This is a genomic window from Pseudoduganella umbonata, assembly GCF_014192225.1.
Classification (GTDB): Bacteria; Pseudomonadota; Gammaproteobacteria; order Burkholderiales; family Burkholderiaceae_D; genus Rugamonas; species Rugamonas umbonata.
Map to the genome: position 1 here is coordinate 278,585 of NZ_JACHXS010000008.1, position 16,875 is coordinate 295,459.

The 16,875-nt window shown below is 64.6% G+C and carries 17 protein-coding genes; 2 read left to right on the forward strand and 15 right to left on the reverse strand.

Features of this window, described 5'->3' with window-relative positions; translation table 11 throughout:
* Positions 1 to 14: 14 nt before the first annotated feature.
* The 3 genes from trmD to rpsP all read right to left on the reverse strand — a co-directional run bounded on the left by trmD (position 15) and on the right by rpsP (position 1,706).
* The gene (gene trmD / locus FHS02_RS20830) at positions 15 to 773 is read right to left on the reverse strand and encodes a tRNA (guanosine(37)-N1)-methyltransferase TrmD (RefSeq protein WP_137316508.1); all 759 of its coding nucleotides are present in this window, start codon (positions 771 to 773) and stop codon (positions 15 to 17) included.
* A 93-nt stretch (positions 774 to 866) separates the two neighbouring features.
* Positions 867 to 1,436, reverse strand: a complete 570-nt coding sequence (gene rimM, locus FHS02_RS20835; protein WP_137316507.1) for a ribosome maturation factor RimM — start codon at positions 1,434 to 1,436, stop codon at positions 867 to 869.
* Between the two features lie 21 nt (positions 1,437 to 1,457).
* Positions 1,458 to 1,706 (reverse strand): 30S ribosomal protein S16, encoded by a 249-nt coding sequence (rpsP, locus tag FHS02_RS20840; RefSeq protein ID WP_131147267.1) that lies wholly within the window; start codon positions 1,704 to 1,706, stop codon positions 1,458 to 1,460.
* A 249-nt stretch (positions 1,707 to 1,955) separates the two neighbouring features.
* Between rpsP and FHS02_RS20845 the strand changes: the two genes are divergently transcribed.
* A complete protein-coding gene (locus tag FHS02_RS20845) occupies positions 1,956 to 2,366 on the forward strand; it encodes an NINE protein (RefSeq protein WP_137316506.1) in 411 nt (136 codons plus the stop codon).
* A gap of 102 nt (positions 2,367 to 2,468) precedes the next feature.
* The gene (locus FHS02_RS20850) at positions 2,469 to 2,900 is read left to right on the forward strand and encodes a glycine zipper 2TM domain-containing protein (RefSeq protein ID WP_137316505.1); all 432 of its coding nucleotides are present in this window, start codon (positions 2,469 to 2,471) and stop codon (positions 2,898 to 2,900) included.
* Between the two features lie 12 nt (positions 2,901 to 2,912).
* On the opposite strand, the gene FHS02_RS20855 is transcribed toward FHS02_RS20850, so the two are convergent.
* From FHS02_RS20855 to FHS02_RS20905, 12 genes are all read right to left on the reverse strand, one after another.
* The gene (locus tag FHS02_RS20855; protein WP_137316504.1) at positions 2,913 to 4,736 is read right to left on the reverse strand and encodes a hypothetical protein; all 1,824 of its coding nucleotides are present in this window, start codon (positions 4,734 to 4,736) and stop codon (positions 2,913 to 2,915) included.
* Between the two features lie 35 nt (positions 4,737 to 4,771).
* The gene (locus tag FHS02_RS20860; RefSeq protein ID WP_137316503.1) at positions 4,772 to 5,404 is read right to left on the reverse strand and encodes a LysE family translocator; all 633 of its coding nucleotides are present in this window, start codon (positions 5,402 to 5,404) and stop codon (positions 4,772 to 4,774) included.
* A 117-nt stretch (positions 5,405 to 5,521) separates the two neighbouring features.
* Entirely contained in the window at positions 5,522 to 5,656 is a 135-nt protein-coding gene (locus FHS02_RS31875; protein ID WP_259772476.1) for a hypothetical protein, read from the reverse strand.
* 398 nt (positions 5,657 to 6,054) lie between these two features.
* The gene (locus FHS02_RS20865) at positions 6,055 to 7,857 is read right to left on the reverse strand and encodes an acyl-CoA dehydrogenase (RefSeq protein WP_137316502.1); all 1,803 of its coding nucleotides are present in this window, start codon (positions 7,855 to 7,857) and stop codon (positions 6,055 to 6,057) included.
* A gap of 86 nt (positions 7,858 to 7,943) precedes the next feature.
* A complete protein-coding gene (locus tag FHS02_RS20870) occupies positions 7,944 to 8,876 on the reverse strand; it encodes an electron transfer flavoprotein subunit alpha/FixB family protein (RefSeq protein WP_137316501.1) in 933 nt (310 codons plus the stop codon).
* 20 nt (positions 8,877 to 8,896) lie between these two features.
* Positions 8,897 to 9,646 carry an electron transfer flavoprotein subunit beta/FixA family protein gene (locus tag FHS02_RS20875; RefSeq protein WP_137316500.1) on the reverse strand — a complete coding sequence of 250 codons (750 nt, stop codon included), beginning with the start codon at positions 9,644 to 9,646 and terminating at the stop codon, positions 8,897 to 8,899.
* A gap of 275 nt (positions 9,647 to 9,921) precedes the next feature.
* On the reverse strand, positions 9,922 to 10,149 hold the full coding sequence (locus tag FHS02_RS20880) for a sulfurtransferase TusA family protein (protein WP_130190229.1): 228 nt from the start codon (positions 10,147 to 10,149) through the stop codon (positions 9,922 to 9,924).
* A 327-nt stretch (positions 10,150 to 10,476) separates the two neighbouring features.
* Positions 10,477 to 11,433 (reverse strand): beta-1,6-N-acetylglucosaminyltransferase, encoded by a 957-nt coding sequence (locus FHS02_RS20885; protein WP_137316499.1) that lies wholly within the window; start codon positions 11,431 to 11,433, stop codon positions 10,477 to 10,479.
* Between the two features lie 153 nt (positions 11,434 to 11,586).
* Positions 11,587 to 14,196 (reverse strand): alanine--tRNA ligase, encoded by a 2,610-nt coding sequence (gene alaS, locus FHS02_RS20890; protein ID WP_137316498.1) that lies wholly within the window; start codon positions 14,194 to 14,196, stop codon positions 11,587 to 11,589.
* Between the two features lie 87 nt (positions 14,197 to 14,283).
* On the reverse strand, positions 14,284 to 15,096 hold the full coding sequence (gene ugpQ, locus FHS02_RS20895; RefSeq protein WP_371870574.1) for a glycerophosphodiester phosphodiesterase: 813 nt from the start codon (positions 15,094 to 15,096) through the stop codon (positions 14,284 to 14,286).
* A gap of 75 nt (positions 15,097 to 15,171) precedes the next feature.
* Complete coding sequence (locus tag FHS02_RS20900) at positions 15,172 to 15,495, reverse strand: hypothetical protein (RefSeq protein ID WP_137316496.1); 324 nt, start codon at positions 15,493 to 15,495, stop codon at positions 15,172 to 15,174.
* A gap of 156 nt (positions 15,496 to 15,651) precedes the next feature.
* On the reverse strand, positions 15,652 to 16,863 hold the full coding sequence (locus tag FHS02_RS20905) for an MFS transporter (RefSeq protein ID WP_137316495.1): 1,212 nt from the start codon (positions 16,861 to 16,863) through the stop codon (positions 15,652 to 15,654).
* Between the last annotated feature and the right edge of the window lie 12 nt (positions 16,864 to 16,875).

The window sequence follows — 16,875 nt, forward strand, 5'->3', positions numbered from 1 at the left end:
ACTACTCTGCACTGCTATGCAGGTTTTGCAAAACCTGCCAAAAACTTTTCGTCCTGCTTGCTCAGCAGCCCCGCGGCGCGGGCCCTGTCGAGAAGATCGGGGCGCTTGCGCGCGGTGGCTTCGAGCATGCGCTCGCGGCGCCACCGGTTGATCTCGGCGTGATTGCCGCCCATCAGGACGGGTGGCACGGCCACGCCTTCATACACCTCGGGCCGCGTGTAATGCGGCGAATCCAGCAGGCCGTTGACGAAGCTGTCTTCGACGGCCGACGCATCGGTGTTCAGCACACCGGGCAACTGCCGCACCACCGCATCCATCAGCGCCATCGCCGGCAACTCGCCACCGGACAGCACGAAGTCGCCGAGGCTGATTTCCTCGTCGACGCAGCGGTCCAGCAAACGCTGGTCCACCGCTTCGTAGCGGCCGCACAGGATCACGAGGCCGGGTTCGTTCTTCAGGTCCATCACCTTCGCGTGCGTCAGCTGCCGGCCTTGCGGCGACATGAACACCACGCGCGGTGCCGGTAGGCCGGCCACGACCTGGCGCCGTTTCGCGGCGGCGATCGTTGCCTCCAGCGGCCTGGCCAGCATCACCATGCCGGGGCCGCCGCCGTAAGGCCGGTCGTCCACGGTGCGGTGGTTGTCGGTCGTGAAATCGCGTGGATTCCACAAGTTCAAGCCCCACCGCCCCTGCTCGTGCGCACGGCGCGTGACGCCGGACTGCGTGAGCGCGGCAAACATCTCGGGGAACAGCGTAACGACGTCGAACTGCATGGATCGATGCGGACTCAATAAACAGACTAGATGCGCAGACTGGATGCGCAGACCAGATGTGCGGACTCAGTAAGCGGACTCGAAGACCGGCGCTCAGTAATCGAGGCCCCAGTCCACGATGATCTTCTTCGCTTCCTGGTCTACCTTGATGACGAACTGCTCCACGAACGGGATCAGGCGCTCATTAGCCGACTGCGCGGCTGACTGCGTGGCCGCTTCCAGGTTGGCCTGATCCGTGATGCGCAGGATCGACTGGGGCCCGTTGCTCATCATGTCGTGCACCACGCCAAGGCGCTCGCCCTGCAGGTTTTCGACTTCCAGGCCGATCAGGTCGGCCCAGTAAAATTCGTCTTCATCTTTCAGCTGCGGAAACTGGCTGCGCGGGATGAAGACCGCGGCACCCTTCAGCGCTTCCGCCATGTTCCGGTCGGTGATTTCGACCAGTGTCGCCACCACGTCGCCGGAATGCATCCTGGCCCGCTTGACTTCAACGTCGCGCAGGCCCGGCTTGTCCAGCCACCAGGTCGTTGCGTGCAGCAAGGCGTCGGCATCCGTGGAGAACGGACGAATCCGCACTCCGCCAACCAGACCATAGGCACCGGCGATGAAACCTACCTGCACCAGATCGCCGGGAACGCTCCCGGCTTCGCTCTTGCCGCTCAAATCGCTCGAACCCGCGAAAACTTAGGCTGCTGCTTTTTGCGAATTGACCAGACGCTCGACAGCCGGGGACAGCTGTGCGCCAACGCCTTGCCAGTACGACAGGCGGTCAGCGGCGATACGCAGCAGTTCTTCCTTGCCCGAAGCCATCGGGTTGAAGAAACCGATACGCTCGACGAAGCGGCCGTCACGACGATTGCGGGAATCGGTTGCAACGATGTTGTAGAAAGGGCGCTTCTTGGCACCACCACGAGCTAAACGAATAACGACCATAATATTTCCAAAAAGTGTGCTGAGACGGAAAAAGCCGCCGATTATAGCGTGCTCCTTCATTGCCCAGCAAGAATTATTGACAATAGTGAGAGTTGGGGCAATCCATGATTATCGCTTATATGGAACCGATCGGCAATCGCAAATTGGCTTCTCCCCGGTATCGGCTGTCGCACCAGCCGACACAGGCGGCGGATTTTGTCCGATACTGCAGGGTTCCCGGAACCTGTTCGCCAACTTTGCCAAACACGCATGTCGCATAAAAACAAAACGCTGGCCACGCTCCTTGCCTTCGCCGTCGGCGGACTGGGCGTGCATCGCTTCTACCTGAAGGGATTCAATGACCGCTGGGGCTGGCTGCACGCCGCTTCCCTGCCCGCTTGCGGCATCGTGATGGGCGCCGCGCCGTCGGCGGACTGGTATTTCTGGTACCTGCCGCTGACGCTGTCGATGCTGGCCGGCTTCCTGGAGGCACTCGTGCTGGGCCTGATGCCGGACGAGAAATGGGATGCCGCCTACAACAGCGGCTCGGCACGCCGCAGCGAGTCGCGCTGGCCGCTGGCCGTGATCCTCGTCGCCACCGTGATGGTCGGTGCCGGCATGCTGATCGCCACGCTTGCCCGCCTGTTCGACCTGCTGTACACGGGTGGCGCCTACGGCTGACCCGCCCGATCATTGCATATTTACAAGAGATTACAATTTGACCAGCCGTGCCGGGGCCCGGCGCGCCTATACTGCGCCCATCAGTCATTACCTGGAGCAATCATGAAATTCCGCACCGCACTTTCTACCGCCCTCACCGCCCTCACCTTGTCGACGCTGATGTCAGGCGCCCACGCCGACCCGCACCACAAGAAACGCGTCTGCAACGAATGCGCCAAGGTGACGGGCGTGCGCGTGGTGGAACAGGATGGCAAGGGCGGTGCTGCCGGCGTGATCGTCGGCGGCGTGGCCGGCGGCCTGCTGGGCAACCAGATCGGCAGCGGCACCGGCCGCGACCTGGCCACCGTGGCGGGTGCCGTGGGCGGCGCCTACGCCGGCAAGCACATCGAAGGCAAGATGAAAACGGAAAAGACGTGGAAAGTCAGCGTGCGCTACGAGAATGGCCGCACCGGCACCTTCCAGTTCGGCCACGATCCGCACATGCGCAAGGGCGACCGGGTGCGCCGCGAAGGCGGCACCCTGGTTCGCAGCTGATCGGGCGGCCTTTCAGCGCCGCTTTGCCGGCCAGCGGCCGGGCAAGCGTTCGCGGATCTTTTCCGCGACGGCACCCAAGTGGGCATAACCGGCATAGTCGCCGGTGCCCCACGTGGTGTACATGACCCCATCCATCCCCGGCGGCAGCTGTTTGCCGAGCACGCTGAGCCAGTTGTTCACGCTGCTCAGGTTGTCGTAGTACAGGGCAATCACCTGCCGGTGACCGGGATCGGCAAACTTCTTCAGCGACACGCGGCGTCCCGCATCCTCCGCGGCCGAGGTGGCCGATCCGCCGGCCCAGTTGACGATGACAAAGCTCGGGTCGAGCGGGACCGAGGTTTTGCTCAGGTCGCCGTTGACCTGCCAGTAGCGCGGCACCGCATTCATCGTGGGATCGAACATGTCGTTCCACACCAGTTTTTCCACCGGCCGGCGATAACCGGTCAGGCGTGCGCCGACGCCGTTGACCATGCGTGCCAGGTATTCGCCGGCAGTCTTCGGTTTCGGTTTGCAGCCGGGATCCCAGTTCATCACGCGGATCTCGTCGTAATACAGGAAATACCGGTCGACCTTCGAGCCGGGGAACTTGCCGCCGAATACCTTGTTGATCTCGTCGTAATACGCCTTCTGGATATCGAAGAATTCGCCGGCACAGGCGGTGGCCGGTGTCCCCCAGCGCGAGATCAGGTTCTCTGCCGACTGGTACCACGCCACGTCGAGCACCTGGCCATCGCGGATACGGCTGCCGTCCGGGATCGACAGCTTCTCCGGGCCGACCACGTAGTCGCCGCCCTCGCGGTACACCGTGCCGTCCTTGCCTTTCACGACCAGCGGCAGCGATGCGCGCCGTACCGGATGCGCCAGGCCGATCTCGCGCAGCTCGATGTCGTCGACCCAGGCAGCCGTCGACGGATCGCCGGCGCGCTGGTTGGACAGGTAGAACGTGACCCACGAAGCGTTGCCGGTATTGAATTCGAGCTCGTACTTCTTCCAGTCCTGGCCGGCTGTGAACATTTTCGGGTCCGAATTGCCCTTGTCGTTCCAGCTGCCGTCCGGCTTGCTGCCCCAGCCCAGGTTGGACGATGCGTTGCGGTACACGGGCACGTTCTGGCCTTCGGCAAGGATCTGCACGAACAGATTCGACGCGGGATAGCGGGGCCCGGCTTTCAGCCAGAACGACAGCCGGTAGGCCTTGTGCGGCGCCAGGTCGAACCGGCGATACACGCGCGAGTTGTAGGGCGCGACGTTCGAAGGCGCCATCCGCATCGACGCGGAAGGCGGGCCGTCGCCGGCGTGGTCGTTATCGCGGTCCAGCTTCACCCACTTCGCGTCCCATGCCCAGCCTTCGCCGCTGGCGAAGTTGCCGTTCCTGACCAGGTTGTCGTCATTCGTCACGGTAGCAACCTTTTGCCGCACGGTCAACGATGCGGTGGCGGGCAGCGCCTCGACCAGTTCCGGCTTCGTCAACGTCGGCACGGCCGGGCCGCCGCCCACGGGAATCAGCTCGACACCCTGCGAGGCACCCAGCGCGATCAGCTCGGCAAGGTTCTTGCGCAGCAAGGCCGTCTTGGCCGTCGGCTTCAGCAGCGCATGGTATCCGCCGTCGCCGGAGGTATTGACCGCGATGCCGTTGTAGCCGTGCACGGCCGCATCGGCAATCACTTTCTTCAGGGTCTCCACATGGGCCGGCACGGTGACATTGCCACCATAGTAGATCCAGCGTTTCGGGAAGCAGTCGGGGCAATCGCTATCGGCTGCCGAGGCCGGCAGCGCGAGGCCGGCGGACAGTGAAGCAAAGACGGCAGCGGCAATGATCTTCTTTGAAAATGGTCTCATCCGATCCTATCCTGTGCAATGATCTTGCAAGAATATCATGAAGCGCTGCCGCGCCGCGCCAGCAACAGGCCAACGGCGGCACCGGAGAGCAGGCCGGCACAGCCGCGGTTGAAGAGCTCCCTGCCGCGTGGCCGCGCGAACCAGTGGCGCAGCCGGCTGCCGATCGCCGCATAGACCGCGATCGCGGCCAGCTCGAGGACGAGGAACAGCGAGCCGAGCAGCGCGAACTGGGGCGCCATCGGCCGCCCCGGCTCGACAAACTGCGGCAGGAATGCGGTGAAGATCAGGATGGCTTTCGGATTGCCGGCGGCCACCAGGAATTCCTGGCGGGCCAGCCGCGCCAGTCCGATAGCGACTCCGCCGGCCGCCGTGCTGTCCGTGCCCGGCGCGGCGTGCCACAGCTGCCAGGCCAGCCAGAACAGGTACACGGCGCCCGCGACCTTGATGGCGTAGAACAGGGTTTCCGACGCATGCAACACGACCGCCAGGCCGCTGGCTGCCAGCGCGATCATGCCGGCAAACGCCAGCAGCCGGCCGAAGCCGGCCACACAGGCCGCCCGGAACCCGAAGCGGGTCGCATTGCTGATCGACAGCAGGTTGTTGGGCCCCGGCGCCAGGTTCAGCGCAAGGCAGGCGGGGATGAACAACAGCAGCGTGTACAGGTCCATGTCTTCTCCTTGGTCGTTGCAGGCATGATGCGATCGCGGCCGCAGCCGGAGATGCCATTCTAGCAATCGCGACCTATGGAGCCAACCGCCGGCCACGGGCCGGCGGCCCCATCTCGCTTACTTCAGGAACGCCTCCCTGACGGCATCCATCAGGGGACTGGTGCGGCCGTCTTCATAGGCCAGCATGCCCGACAGCTCGCGGCAGGCGCGGACACGGCTCAGCCCGTGTCCCGGTGCCAGGCACGAGGACACGAGCTCAGGCAGGCACGGACACGGCTCAGCCCGTGTCTCGGTGCCAGGCACGAGGACACGAGCTCAGGCAGGCGCGGGCACGGCTCAGCCCGTGTCTCGGTGCCAGGCACGAGGACACGAGCTCAGGCGGGCACGGACACGGCTCAGCCCGTGTCTCGGTGCCAGGCACGAGGACACGAGCTCAGGCAGGCGCGGGCACGGCTCAGCCCGTGTCTCGGTGCCAGGCACGAGGACACGAGCTCAGGCAGGCGCGGACACGGCTCAGCCCGTGTCTCGGTGCCAGGCACGAGGACACGAGCTCAGGCAGGCACGGGCACGGCTCAGCCCGTGTCCCGGTGCCAGGCACGAGGACACGAGCTCAGGCACGAGGACACGGGCTCGGCCATGGTCAGCGGGCCTTAGAACATCTCTTCCGGCAGCGCCAGCACGCCGGCGTGGCCGTCGACGATGGCGGCGCGCATCGCACCCGATTGCGCCAGGAAGTGGTCGGCGAAGAAGCGGGCGGTGGCGATCTTGGCCCGGTAGAACGCGGCATCGGCGTCGCCGGCGGACAGCTTCTGCTGCGCGATCAGCGCGGCGCGCGCCATCTGCCAGCCGCCCAGCACGATACCGGCCAGCTTCAGGTACGGCACACTGCCGGCAAATACTGCCTTCACGTCGCTTTTCGCATTGGCCAGCACGAAGCCGACCACTGCTTCCAGGTCGGCGGCGCCCTGCTCCAGGCGCGCGCGGATGGCCGAAAAATCGGTCGCGAACTCGGTGCCCTGGAGTTCACCCAGCTGCGTGCCCGTTGCGCGCACCTGCGCGACCAGGTGCGCGGCCACCTTGCCGCCGTCGCGCAGCGTCTTGCGGCCCACCAGGTCGTTGGCCTGGATCGCCGTCGTGCCTTCGTAGATCGTCAGGATCTTGGCGTCGCGATAGTGCTGCGCGGCGCCCGTCTCCTCGATGAAGCCCATGCCGCCATGCACCTGCACGCCGTCGCGCGCCACGTTCTCGCTCATCTCCGTCGACCAGCCCTTGATGACGGGAACCAGGTATTCGTACACCGCCTGGTGCGCGGCGCGCGTTTCCTCGTCCTCGTGGTGATGGGCGATGTCGTGGAAGCCGGCGCCCACGTAGGCCAGCGCGCGCGCCGCCTCGGTCTGGGCCCGCATCGACATCAGCATGCGGCGCACGTCCGGGTGGTGGATGATCGGCACCGGGCCGCTCGATCCGGCCAGGTCGCGCGACTGCACGCGGTCGCGGGCAAACGCCACGGCCTTCTGGTACGCGTTCTCGGCCAGGCCGATGCCCTGCATGCCCACGCCGAAACGGGCCGCGTTCATCATGATGAACATGTATTCGAGGCCGCGGTTCTCCTCGCCGACCAGCGTGCCGATCGCGCCGCCGTTGTCGCCGAACTGCAGCACCGCCGTGGGGCTGGCCTTGATGCCCAGCTTGTGCTCGATGGAGACGCAATGCGCGTCGTTGCGCGCGCCCAGCGAGCCGTCGGCGTTGACCAGGAACTTCGGCACGATGAACAGCGAAATGCCCTTCACGCCCGGCGGCGCATCCGGCGTGCGCGCCAGCACCAGGTGCACGATGTTCTCCGTCATGTCGTGCTCGCCGTAGGTGATGAAGATCTTGGTGCCGAAGATCTTGTAGGTGCCATCGCCCTGCGGCTCGGCGCGCGTACGCACGGCGGCGAGATCCGAGCCGGCCTGCGGCTCGGTCAGGTTCATCGTGCCGGTCCACTTGCCGGTGACGAGCGGCTCCAGGTAGGTGGCCTTCTGCTCGTCGCTGCCGGCCGTCATCAGCGCTTCGATGGCGCCGTCGGACAGCAGCGCGACCAGCGCGAAGGACAGGTTCGCCCCGTGCAGCATTTCCACGCAAGGCGTGCCGATCAGCTTCGGCAGGCCCTGGCCGCCGAAGTCCTGCGGGTGCTGCAGGCCTTGCCAGCCGGCGTCCGCGAACTGGCGGAACGCTTCCTTGAACCCTTTGGTCGTCGTGACCTGGCCGTCGTGCCAGAAACTCGGTTCCTTGTCGCCGGCATGGTTCAGCGGCTCGATCACGCCGCTGACGAACTTGGCGTTTTCTTCCAGCACGGCTTCGGCCGTATCGCGCGTGGCGTCTTCGCAGCCGGGCAGCGCGCTGACGGCATCCAGGTTGGCCAGTTCGCTCATCACGAACAGCATGTCTTTGATCGGGGCGTTATAGCTCATTGTCGTCTCCAAAAAAAAAGCCACGGTGGCCGGGCGGTGGTGCCTGGCCAGCGTGGCTCGATGTCAGCTTGTTCCCTCGTGCGGAATCAGCCCAGTTCTTTTACCAGTGCCGGAACGATCTCGAACAGGTCGCCGACGATGCCGTAGTCGGCCACCGAGAAGATCGGCGCTTCCGGATCCTTGTTGATCGCCACGATGGTCTTCGAATCCTTCATGCCGGCCAGATGCTGGATCGCGCCCGAGATACCGACGGCGATGTACAGCGACGGCGCAACGATCTTACCGGTCTGGCCCACCTGCCAGTCGTTCGGCACGTAGCCGGCGTCGACGGCGGCGCGCGAGGCGCCCATGGCCGCGTTCAGCTTGTCGGCCAGCGGTTCCAGGACCTTGAAGTTGTCGGCCGAACCGATGCCGCGGCCGCCGGAGACGATGACCTTGGCGGCCGTCAGCTCGGGACGGTCCGACTTGGCCACTTCGCGGCCCACGAAGCTCGACTTGCCGGAATCGGCGACGACGGTGACGTTTTCAACGGCAGCCGAACCGCCGGTGGATGCGGCCGAATCGAAACCGGTGGTGCGGACGGTGATGACTTTCACCTTGTCCGACGACTGCACGGTGGCGATCGCGTTGCCGGCATAGATCGGGCGCTCGAACGTGTCGGGCGAATCGACCTTGGTGATCTCGGAAATCTGCGCCACGTCCAGCTTGGCGGCCACGCGCGGCAGGATGTTCTTGCCGTAGGCGGTGGCCGGCGCCAGGATGTGCGAGTACGCGCCCGCAACGGCCAGGATCTGCTCGGCCACGTTCTCGGCCAGGCCGTCGGCGAAGTGCGGCGCGTCGGCCAGCAGCACTTTCGTGACGCCGGCGATTTGCGCGGCCTGCTGCGCGGCGGCCGCAGCGTTCGCGCCGGCGACCAGGACGTGGACTTCACCGCCGGCTTGCGCGGCGGCGGTAACGGTGTGGTGGGTGCTGCCTTTCAGGCTGGCGTTGTCGTGTTCTGCGATGACGAGTGCGACCATGATGTGTGATTCCTGTATTTTTAGATGACTTTTGCTTCGGTGCGCAGCTTCGACACCAGCGTGGCAACGTCCGGCACCATGACGCCGGCCGAGCGCTTGGCCGGCTCGGCCACTTTCAGCGTCTTCAGGCGCGGCGTCACGTCAACGCCCAGGTCTTCCGGCTTGACCGTTTCCAGCGGCTTCTTCTTGGCCTTCATGATGTTCGGCAGCGTCACGTAGCGCGGCTCGTTCAGGCGCAGGTCGGTGGTGACGATCGCCGGCAGGCTCAAGGACAGTGTTTCCAGGCCGCCGTCCACTTCGCGGGTCACGGTGACCTTGCCGTCTTCCAGCACGACCTTCGAGGCGAAGGTGGCTTGCGGCCAGCCCAGCAGTGCACCCAGCATCTGGCCCGTCTGGTTCGAATCGTCGTCGATCGCCTGCTTACCCAGGATGATCAGTTGGGGCTGCTCCTTGTCGGCCAGCGCCTTCAGCAGCTTGGCCACGGCCAGCGGCTCCAGTTCGGCCGTCGTTTCGATCAGCACGCCGCGGTCGGCGCCGATCGCCATGCCCGTGCGCAGCGTTTCCTGGCACTGCGTCACACCGGCCGACACCGCCACGATCTCGGTCACCTTGCCCGCTTCCTTCAGGCGCGTGGCTTCTTCCAGGGCGATCTCATCGAACGGGTTCATCGACATTTTGACGTTGGCGATATCGACGCCAGTGCCGTCGGACTTCACGCGTACCTTGACGTTGTAGTCGACCACGCGCTTGACAGGTACCAGGACTTTCATGGGATGCCTTTGGGAAAAGTGATAAGTGAAATGGGCTAGATTATAGAAGTTTTTCCAGGCCACGGCGGAATTAAAGCACGACCGTACGATTTCAGGTTAGTGGCTGTCTTCTAAAACGAATCTTGTTCGACGGGATCGCTTGAAAGTTGGTCAATATTCCGTTTCAGGCACTGGAAACGGCAATGCGACTACAACGGAAACAACAAGGGGACAGTCCTGCTGCCAGGAACTGTCCCCTTGTCCGCCGCTGTGGCGGCGCGATGGTTGTCGCCGGGTTACTTACGCTGCATCAGGAAAGTAAACTCAGCGCCCTGCTGGACATGCGACAACAAAGGATTGCCGGTCTGTTTGGCGAATGCCTGAAAGTCGCGCACGGAACCGGGATCGGTCGCCACGATGCGCAGCACCTGGCCGCTCTCCAGTTCGGCCAGCGCCTTCTTCGCCTTCAGGATCGGCAGCGGGCAGTTCAAGCCCCGTGCGTCGATTTCCTTATGAAATTCCATGATTTCGGTGTCGAGTAAAGTATCGCTCATCAAAAATTCTCACAAGTGATTGTGCTGAGTCATGACAGTCTACTCCAAAATGTGCCCCTTGACGCGGTGCACCAAAAGACTTCGTATCTGGTTGCAAAGTTGCAACAGGCGATACTCAAAAGGAAAGACAGGCGGGAGCCAGCGGCCGAAAACCGCAGTATAGGCGAAAATCAGGCTTTGACGCAGCGCGTCATGAGTAACCGATCGCAGCGCGTCATGAGTAACCGATCGCAGCGCGTCATGACCAACTGATCGCAGCGCAGCAGAGCGCGCCGGGGGAACGCGGGGCGCTCGCCTTCATGATACGGGCATGCCTTGCCGCGCCGCGCGCTCCTGGCCGGCCCGCACGGCATCTATCTTGTCGAGCAGGCTGGCGGAACGCTGCGCATCGAACTTGCGGGCGAACAGCTTGCCGGATGCGTACAGCGGCTCGAAGTCGCGGTCGACGAGCACGGCGGGATCCTCGCGCTCCGGACTCCAGTCGATATAGTGCAGCGACGCCTTGTTCTCGTTCTTCAGCTCGCCAGGCCGGCGCTGGCCGTCCACGTCGTACAGGTTCAGCGTGGCGGCATACGGAGAATTCAGCACGATGGTCTGGAAGTAGATCTCGTCGCAGCAGGAGACGCTGCGGAAGAAATCGACGAACCGGCCATTGCGCGGATCGTGGGTGAATTCGACGATATGGCGCGCGATGTCCTGGCTGATGCACCACGACGTGGAGCCGCGGTAGGCCTGCATGCCGTCGATGAAGCGCCGGTCCGGCAGGCGGGCGCTGATCCGGTTGACGGCGACCGCGGCGGCGCGCTGCAGGAAGCGCGTGGGCAGCCTGGCATACAGGTCGTAGGAAGCGAAATTACGGATCTTCTCGACCTGGGCCGTGCCGTCCGCCAGCGCGTAGAAGTTCATGTAGCTGCGGCCGGGATGGCGCTGCAGCACGTCCAGCAGGTGGCCGTGCGAGTGCAGCGGGAAATCGCGGCCGCTGAGGAAGATATAGTAGTCGTGGTGCCCTGCCCGCACCGCCTGCTCCAGCAGCTTGAGCATGGCGCTGACCTGGGAAAAGCCGCCCCAGTTCACCTTGACGGGATCCGGCGCGAAGTCCACGGCGACGCCCGCGCAGGCGCCGGCAAACGGGGCACGGTCGAATTTCGCATCGATATGGGCATAGATCGCCACATCCTGCGCATGTACGGCGCGGACCAGCCGGCCGAACATGTCCGGCTGGTCGTGGGCCAATATCAAGTATGCAATCCGCATTCGTTCTCCTTGCTTTCCCAATATTGCCAACCACTACAAAGTGGAAGAGTGTATAGCACATCTTGCACTTTAATCAATTGTCGCGTCGTAAAAAAGGCGGCCGAAGCCGCCGGTTTTTGCCAGGAATTTGCCGGCTTTCGCCGGCGCCGGCTGTCAGGCGCGCTGCTCGACCCAGCCCTGCACGCCAGCCAGGGCTTCCGGCAACGCGGCCGGGTTGGTGCCGCCGGCCTGCGCCATGTCCGGACGGCCGCCGCCCTTGCCGCCCACCTGCTGGGCGACGAAGTTCACCAGTTCGCCGGCCTTGACCTTGCCGATCGAATCGGCGGTCACGCCGGCGATCAGGCTGACCTTGTCGCCGTTGACGGATGCCAGCACGATCGCGGCCGTCTTCAGCTTGTCCTTCAGCTTGTCCATCGTTTCGCGCAGCGCGTTCACGTCGGCGCCTTCCAGCGTCGCGGCGAGCACCTTGATACCCTTGATGTCGACGGCCTTCGTGGCCAGTTCGTCGCCCTGGCCGGATGCCAGCTTCGACTTCAGCGCGTTCAGTTCCTTTTCCAGCGCCTTGACCTGGTCCTGCACCTGGCCGATGCGGGAGGTGATCTCTTCCGGCGTCGATTTCAGCGCCGCGGCGGCTTCGTTCAGGCGGCGGTTCATCGCCTGCACCAGCGCCAGCGCGCCCTCGCCCGTCACGGCTTCCACGCGGCGGATACCAGCCGCCACGCCGCCTTCGGAAACGATCTTGAACAGGCCGATGTCGCCGGTGCGCGTGACGTGCACGCCGCCGCACAGCTCTTTCGACGAGCCGATGTCCAGCACGCGCACTTCGTCGCCGTACTTCTCGCCGAACAGCGCCATCGCGCCATGCTTGACGGCGTCGTCGAACGACATGTGCTGCGCCTTGGTCGGATGATTTTCCAGGATCTCGGCATTGACGATCGCTTCCACCTGCGCGATCTGTTCGGCCGTGAGCGGTGCGTTGTGGCTGAAGTCGAAGCGGGTCTTGTCCGGATCGACCAGCGAGCCCTTTTGCTGCACGTGGCCGCCCAGCACTTCACGCAGCGCCTTGTGCATCAGGTGCGTTGCCGAGTGGTTGCGGATGGTGCGCGCGCGCTTCACGGTATCGACCTGCGCGGAGACCTTGTCGCCCACCTTCAGCGTGCCGTTTTCTAGCACGCCGTGCTGGCCGAACACATCGGCCTGGATCTTCAGCGTGTCGTCCACGGTGAACTTGGCGGTGCTGCTTTGGATGATGCCCTGGTCGCCTACCTGGCCGCCCGATTCGGCGTAGAACGGCGTGCTGTCGAGCACCACGATGCCCGCTTCGCCGGCCTTCAGTTCCTGCACCGGCGCGCCATTGGCGTACAGCGCGATGACGGCCGAATCGAACACCAGCTGGTCGTAGCCGACGAAGCTCGTCTTCGCGCCGGTGTATTCCACGTTGGCGGCCATCTTGAACTTGCCGGCGGCGCGCGCAGTGCGCTTCTGGTTTTCCATCGCCGCGGCGAAGCCTTCCTCGTCCAGCGTCACGCCGCGCTCGCGGCAGATGTCGGCCGTCAGGTCGAGCGGGAAGCCGTAGGTGTCGTACAGCGTGAAGGCGGTGCCGCCATCGAGCTTGTGCGGATCCTTGACCAGCTGCGCTTCGAGGATCTTCATGCCGTTTTCCAGCGTTTCGCCGAAGCGCTCTTCTTCCGTCTTCAGAACCTGCTGTACGTAGGCCAGCTTGTCCGTCAGTTCCGGATAGGCGGTGCCCATTTCCTTGTCCAGGTCCGCGGCCAGCTTGTAGAAGAACGGCTTGGTCTGGCCCAGCTTGTGGCCGTGGCGCAGCGCGCGGCGGATGATGCGGCGCAGCACGTAGCCGTGGCCTTCCGAGCTGGGGATGATGCCGTCGACGATCAGGAACGAGGCGGCGCGGATATGGTCGGCGATCACGCGCAGCGACTTGCTTTCCAGGTCTTCCGTATGCGTTTCGCGGGCAGCCGCCTTGATCAGGGCCTGGAACAGGTCGATCTCGTAGTTGCTGTGCACGTGCTGCAGCACGGCGGCCAGGCGCTCCATGCCCATGCCGGTATCGACGCACGGCTTCGGCAGCTTCGTCATGTTGCCGGCTTCATCGCGGTTGAACTGCATGAACACCAGGTTCCAGATCTCGATGAAGCGGTCGCCGTCTTCCTCGGCCGAACCTGGAGGACCGCCCCAGATCTCGGCGCCGTGGTCGTAGAACACCTCGGTGCACGGGCCGCACGGGCCGGTGTCGGCCATCTGCCAGAAGTTGTCCGACGCGTAGCGGGCACCCTTGTTGTCGCCGATGCGGATGATGCGCTCTTTCGGCACGCCGATCTCGTTGGCCCAGATGTCGTAGGCTTCGTCGTCTTCCTGGTAGACGGTGACGGTCAGCTTCTCGGCCGGCAGGCCATACACCTTGGTCAGCAGTTCCCACGCGTAGGCGATCGCGTCGCGCTTGAAATAGTCGCCGAAGCTGAAGTTACCCAGCATCTCGAAGAACGTGTGGTGGCGCGCCGTGTAGCCCACGTTTTCCAGGTCGTTGTGCTTGCCGCCGGCGCGCACGCAGCGCTGCACGGTGGTGGCGCGCGAATACGGGCGCGTATCCAGGCCGAGGAACACGTCCTTGAACTGCACCATGCCGGAGTTCGTCAGCAGCATGGTCGGATCGTTGCCCGGCACCAGCGGGCTGGAACGGACGATCGTGTGACCCTTGGACTCGAAGAATTTAAGGAACTTCTCGCGGATTTCGGATGATTTCATTTGGTTGGTGCAGGTTATTTGAGACAGGCTGAAGGCGAGCGCACGCCAGGACTGGTATGCAAAACGTCGATTATATAACGCTTATGCTTACTTGAAGTCGGCCGGCAGGAGGTCGATCCGGTCGGTGCAGATCGCATCCACTCCCCACGACAGCAAGGTGCGGGCGCGTCCGGGATCGTTGACGGTATAGCAAAACAGGCCGAATCCGGCCGCTTTGACGGCCTGCGCCAGCGCCGGCGTCAGCTGCACATGATCGACGTGCACCGACAGTACGCCCAGCTCGCGCGCTTGTCTTTCCCAGTTGTCCGGCAGGCCTTCGAAGGCGATCGCACGGGGCAGTTCCGGCGCCGCGGCCCGGGCGGCCCGCAGCGCGGCGGCGCTGAACGACGACAGCAGCGGCAGCCCGCTTGCGCAACCCCTTGCGTCGCTTCCCGCCCCGCTTTCGGCGGGGAACAGCCTGCGCACCGTTTCGGCCACATGGCGGCCGGTGGCTTCGTCATGGCCCGGCGCCGGCTTGATCTCCACGTTCATCCAGATACCGTGGCTCTTGCAGTATTCGGCGAACGGCACGAACAGCGGCACCGGCTCGCCGGCGAACTCGCTGCCGAACCATGAACCGGCGTCAAGCCTGGCGATATCGGCTGCATCGGTTGCGGCAATGCTGCCCGTTCCGGCCACCGTGCGCCCGAAGTCCGGGTCGTGCATGATGACGCCGATGCCGTCGCGCGACAGCATCACATCGAACTCGACCGCGCGATAGCCATGGCGCAGGCCGGCCGCCAGCGCGGCAATGGTATTTTCAGGAGCGGTCGAGCCGCCGCCGCGGTGAGCAATCATGGTTGGATAGGGCCACATGGTCGCGACACTACCACGCCTGCCGCAAAAGAGGCAAAGCGGCATGGGCAAAAAAAAGACCGCTTCGATATCGAAGCGGCCCTGCAAGGCGCCGGTTGCCACCGGCGCCAGCGCCCCAACTCAATGCAGGTGCTGCTTGAAGTCGATCAGTTCATTGTGCATGTGGTTGACGGCCGATTTCATCTGGCCCGACAGCGGCAGGCCGCTGCCGCACACGCGGCGCGCGCGGGCGCCCAGCAATTCCATGTCGCTGATCAGCTTGACGATGCGCGCGCGGTCGCGCAGCGCGAGAATGTCGGTGATGCGGTCGGTTTGCCGGTCCAGCTTTTGGATGTAATCGCGCAGTTCGCCAGGCAGGTTGCGCTCGGCGGACAGCGCCTGCGCGGCCTGCCCGACGGCGAGCTGGATGCTGCTGAGGCGGCTGCGGATTTCCTGTTCTCCCATATTCCCCTCCATGGATGTACGGCTGCGGATGCGCCGGTGATGCTTGGAGGGCCTGGCGGGCGGAAGGTTGCCTGAGTCCGCCACGCATTTGAGCGGACTCAACGTTCACTTAGTCAACGTTCACTTAGTCAACGTTCACGCAGTCAACGTTTACGCTTATGCCGCCTGCGCCTTCAGCGCCGCTTCCACGGGTACCAGCTTGCGAAGCCGCAGCGCGACCAGGGAACCGGCGGACAACAGCGACGCCAGCAGCGCTACCACGCCCGGCCAACCGGCATGCGCCCACAGTACGCCGCACAACCAGCCGACGGCGCTCGATCCCAGGTAGTAGAAGAACAGGTACAGCGCCGATGCCAGTGCCTGCGGCGCGCGGGCCCGCCGGCCCACCCAGCTGCTGGCCATCGAGTGGCTGGCAAAGAACGCAAAGGTAAACAACGCCATGCCGGCGACGATCGCCACCAGGTTGTCGGCCAGCGTCAGCAACAGGCCGGCCAGCATCGCCGACAGCGTGGCCCACAGGACCTTGCGGCGGCCCAGGCGGTCCGCCAGGCGACCGGCCCATACGGAACTGTAGATGCCCAGCAGGTACAGGAAGGAAATCCCGCCGACGATGCCCGGGCGCAGCGAGAACGGCTCGCCCATCAGCCGGAAACCGATGAAATTGTAGGCGCTGACGAAGCAGCCCATCAGCAGGAATGCCAGCGCGAACAGCCACGGCAGGCCAGCGTCGGACAAATGGCGGCGCAAGCCGGCAGCCATGCCGTCCAGCCCGCCCTGCGCGGGCCGGAAGTTGCGCGATGCGGGCAGGCTGCGCCAGAATTCCCAGGCCGCATACAAGCCGGCCGCGCCTATCGCCGCCAGTGCGACGCGCCACGAAAACACGTCGGACAAGGTCGACGTCACGACCCGCCCCAGCATGCCGCCGAACGCACTGCCGCTGATGTACAGCCCCATCGACAGGCCCAGCGACTCCGGTTCGATTTCCTCGCTCAGGTAAGCCATCGCGACCGCCGGCATGCCGCCCAGCCCGAGGCCCAGCAGCGCGCGCGCCGCCAGCAGCTGCGGGTAATTGCGCGCCAGCGCGCAGACCAGCGTCATCACGGCGGCCAGGAACAGCGCGGCGACCATCAGCCCCCTGCGGCCGATACGGTCCGACACGATCGACGACAGCAGTAGCGATACGGCCAAAGCCCCGGTCGACACCGACAGCGACAGGCTGCTCTGCGCCGGCGTCAGCGCGAACTGGTGCGCCAGCAGCGGCATCAGCGGCTGGACGCAGTACAACAGGGCGAAACAGGAAAAACCGCCGAAGAACAGCGCGCGGTTGGTACGCCGAAAGGCGGGACTGGCGGGGGAAATGCGCTCCATGGTGCTTTGCTT

Bases quoted from the DNA above. Each gene is read 5' to 3' on its own strand.
- trmD (WP_137316508.1), bottom strand. From the start codon at position 773: ATGCAGTTCGACGTCGTTACGCTGTTCCCCGAGATGTTTGCCGCGCTC.
- rpsP (WP_131147267.1), bottom strand. From the start codon at position 1,706: ATGGTCGTTATTCGTTTAGCTCGTGGTGGTGCCAAGAAGCGCCCTTTC.
- FHS02_RS20845 (WP_137316506.1), top strand. From the start codon at position 1,956: ATGTCGCATAAAAACAAAACGCTGGCCACGCTCCTTGCCTTCGCCGTC.
- FHS02_RS20850 (WP_137316505.1), top strand. From the start codon at position 2,469: ATGAAATTCCGCACCGCACTTTCTACCGCCCTCACCGCCCTCACCTTG.
- FHS02_RS20855 (WP_137316504.1), bottom strand. From the start codon at position 4,736: ATGAGACCATTTTCAAAGAAGATCATTGCCGCTGCCGTCTTTGCTTCA.
- FHS02_RS20860 (WP_137316503.1), bottom strand. From the start codon at position 5,404: ATGGACCTGTACACGCTGCTGTTGTTCATCCCCGCCTGCCTTGCGCTG.
- FHS02_RS20865 (WP_137316502.1), bottom strand. From the start codon at position 7,857: ATGAGCTATAACGCCCCGATCAAAGACATGCTGTTCGTGATGAGCGAA.
- FHS02_RS20870 (WP_137316501.1), bottom strand. From the start codon at position 8,876: ATGGTCGCACTCGTCATCGCAGAACACGACAACGCCAGCCTGAAAGGC.
- FHS02_RS20875 (WP_137316500.1), bottom strand. From the start codon at position 9,646: ATGAAAGTCCTGGTACCTGTCAAGCGCGTGGTCGACTACAACGTCAAG.
- FHS02_RS20880 (WP_130190229.1), bottom strand. From the start codon at position 10,149: ATGGAATTTCATAAGGAAATCGACGCACGGGGCTTGAACTGCCCGCTG.
- FHS02_RS20885 (WP_137316499.1), bottom strand. From the start codon at position 11,433: ATGCGGATTGCATACTTGATATTGGCCCACGACCAGCCGGACATGTTC.
- alaS (WP_137316498.1), bottom strand. From the start codon at position 14,196: ATGAAATCATCCGAAATCCGCGAGAAGTTCCTTAAATTCTTCGAGTCC.
- ugpQ (WP_371870574.1), bottom strand. From the start codon at position 15,096: ATGCCGCTTTGCCTCTTTTGCGGCAGGCGTGGTAGTGTCGCGACCATG.
- FHS02_RS20900 (WP_137316496.1), bottom strand. From the start codon at position 15,495: ATGGGAGAACAGGAAATCCGCAGCCGCCTCAGCAGCATCCAGCTCGCC.
- FHS02_RS20905 (WP_137316495.1), bottom strand. From the start codon at position 16,863: ATGGAGCGCATTTCCCCCGCCAGTCCCGCCTTTCGGCGTACCAACCGC.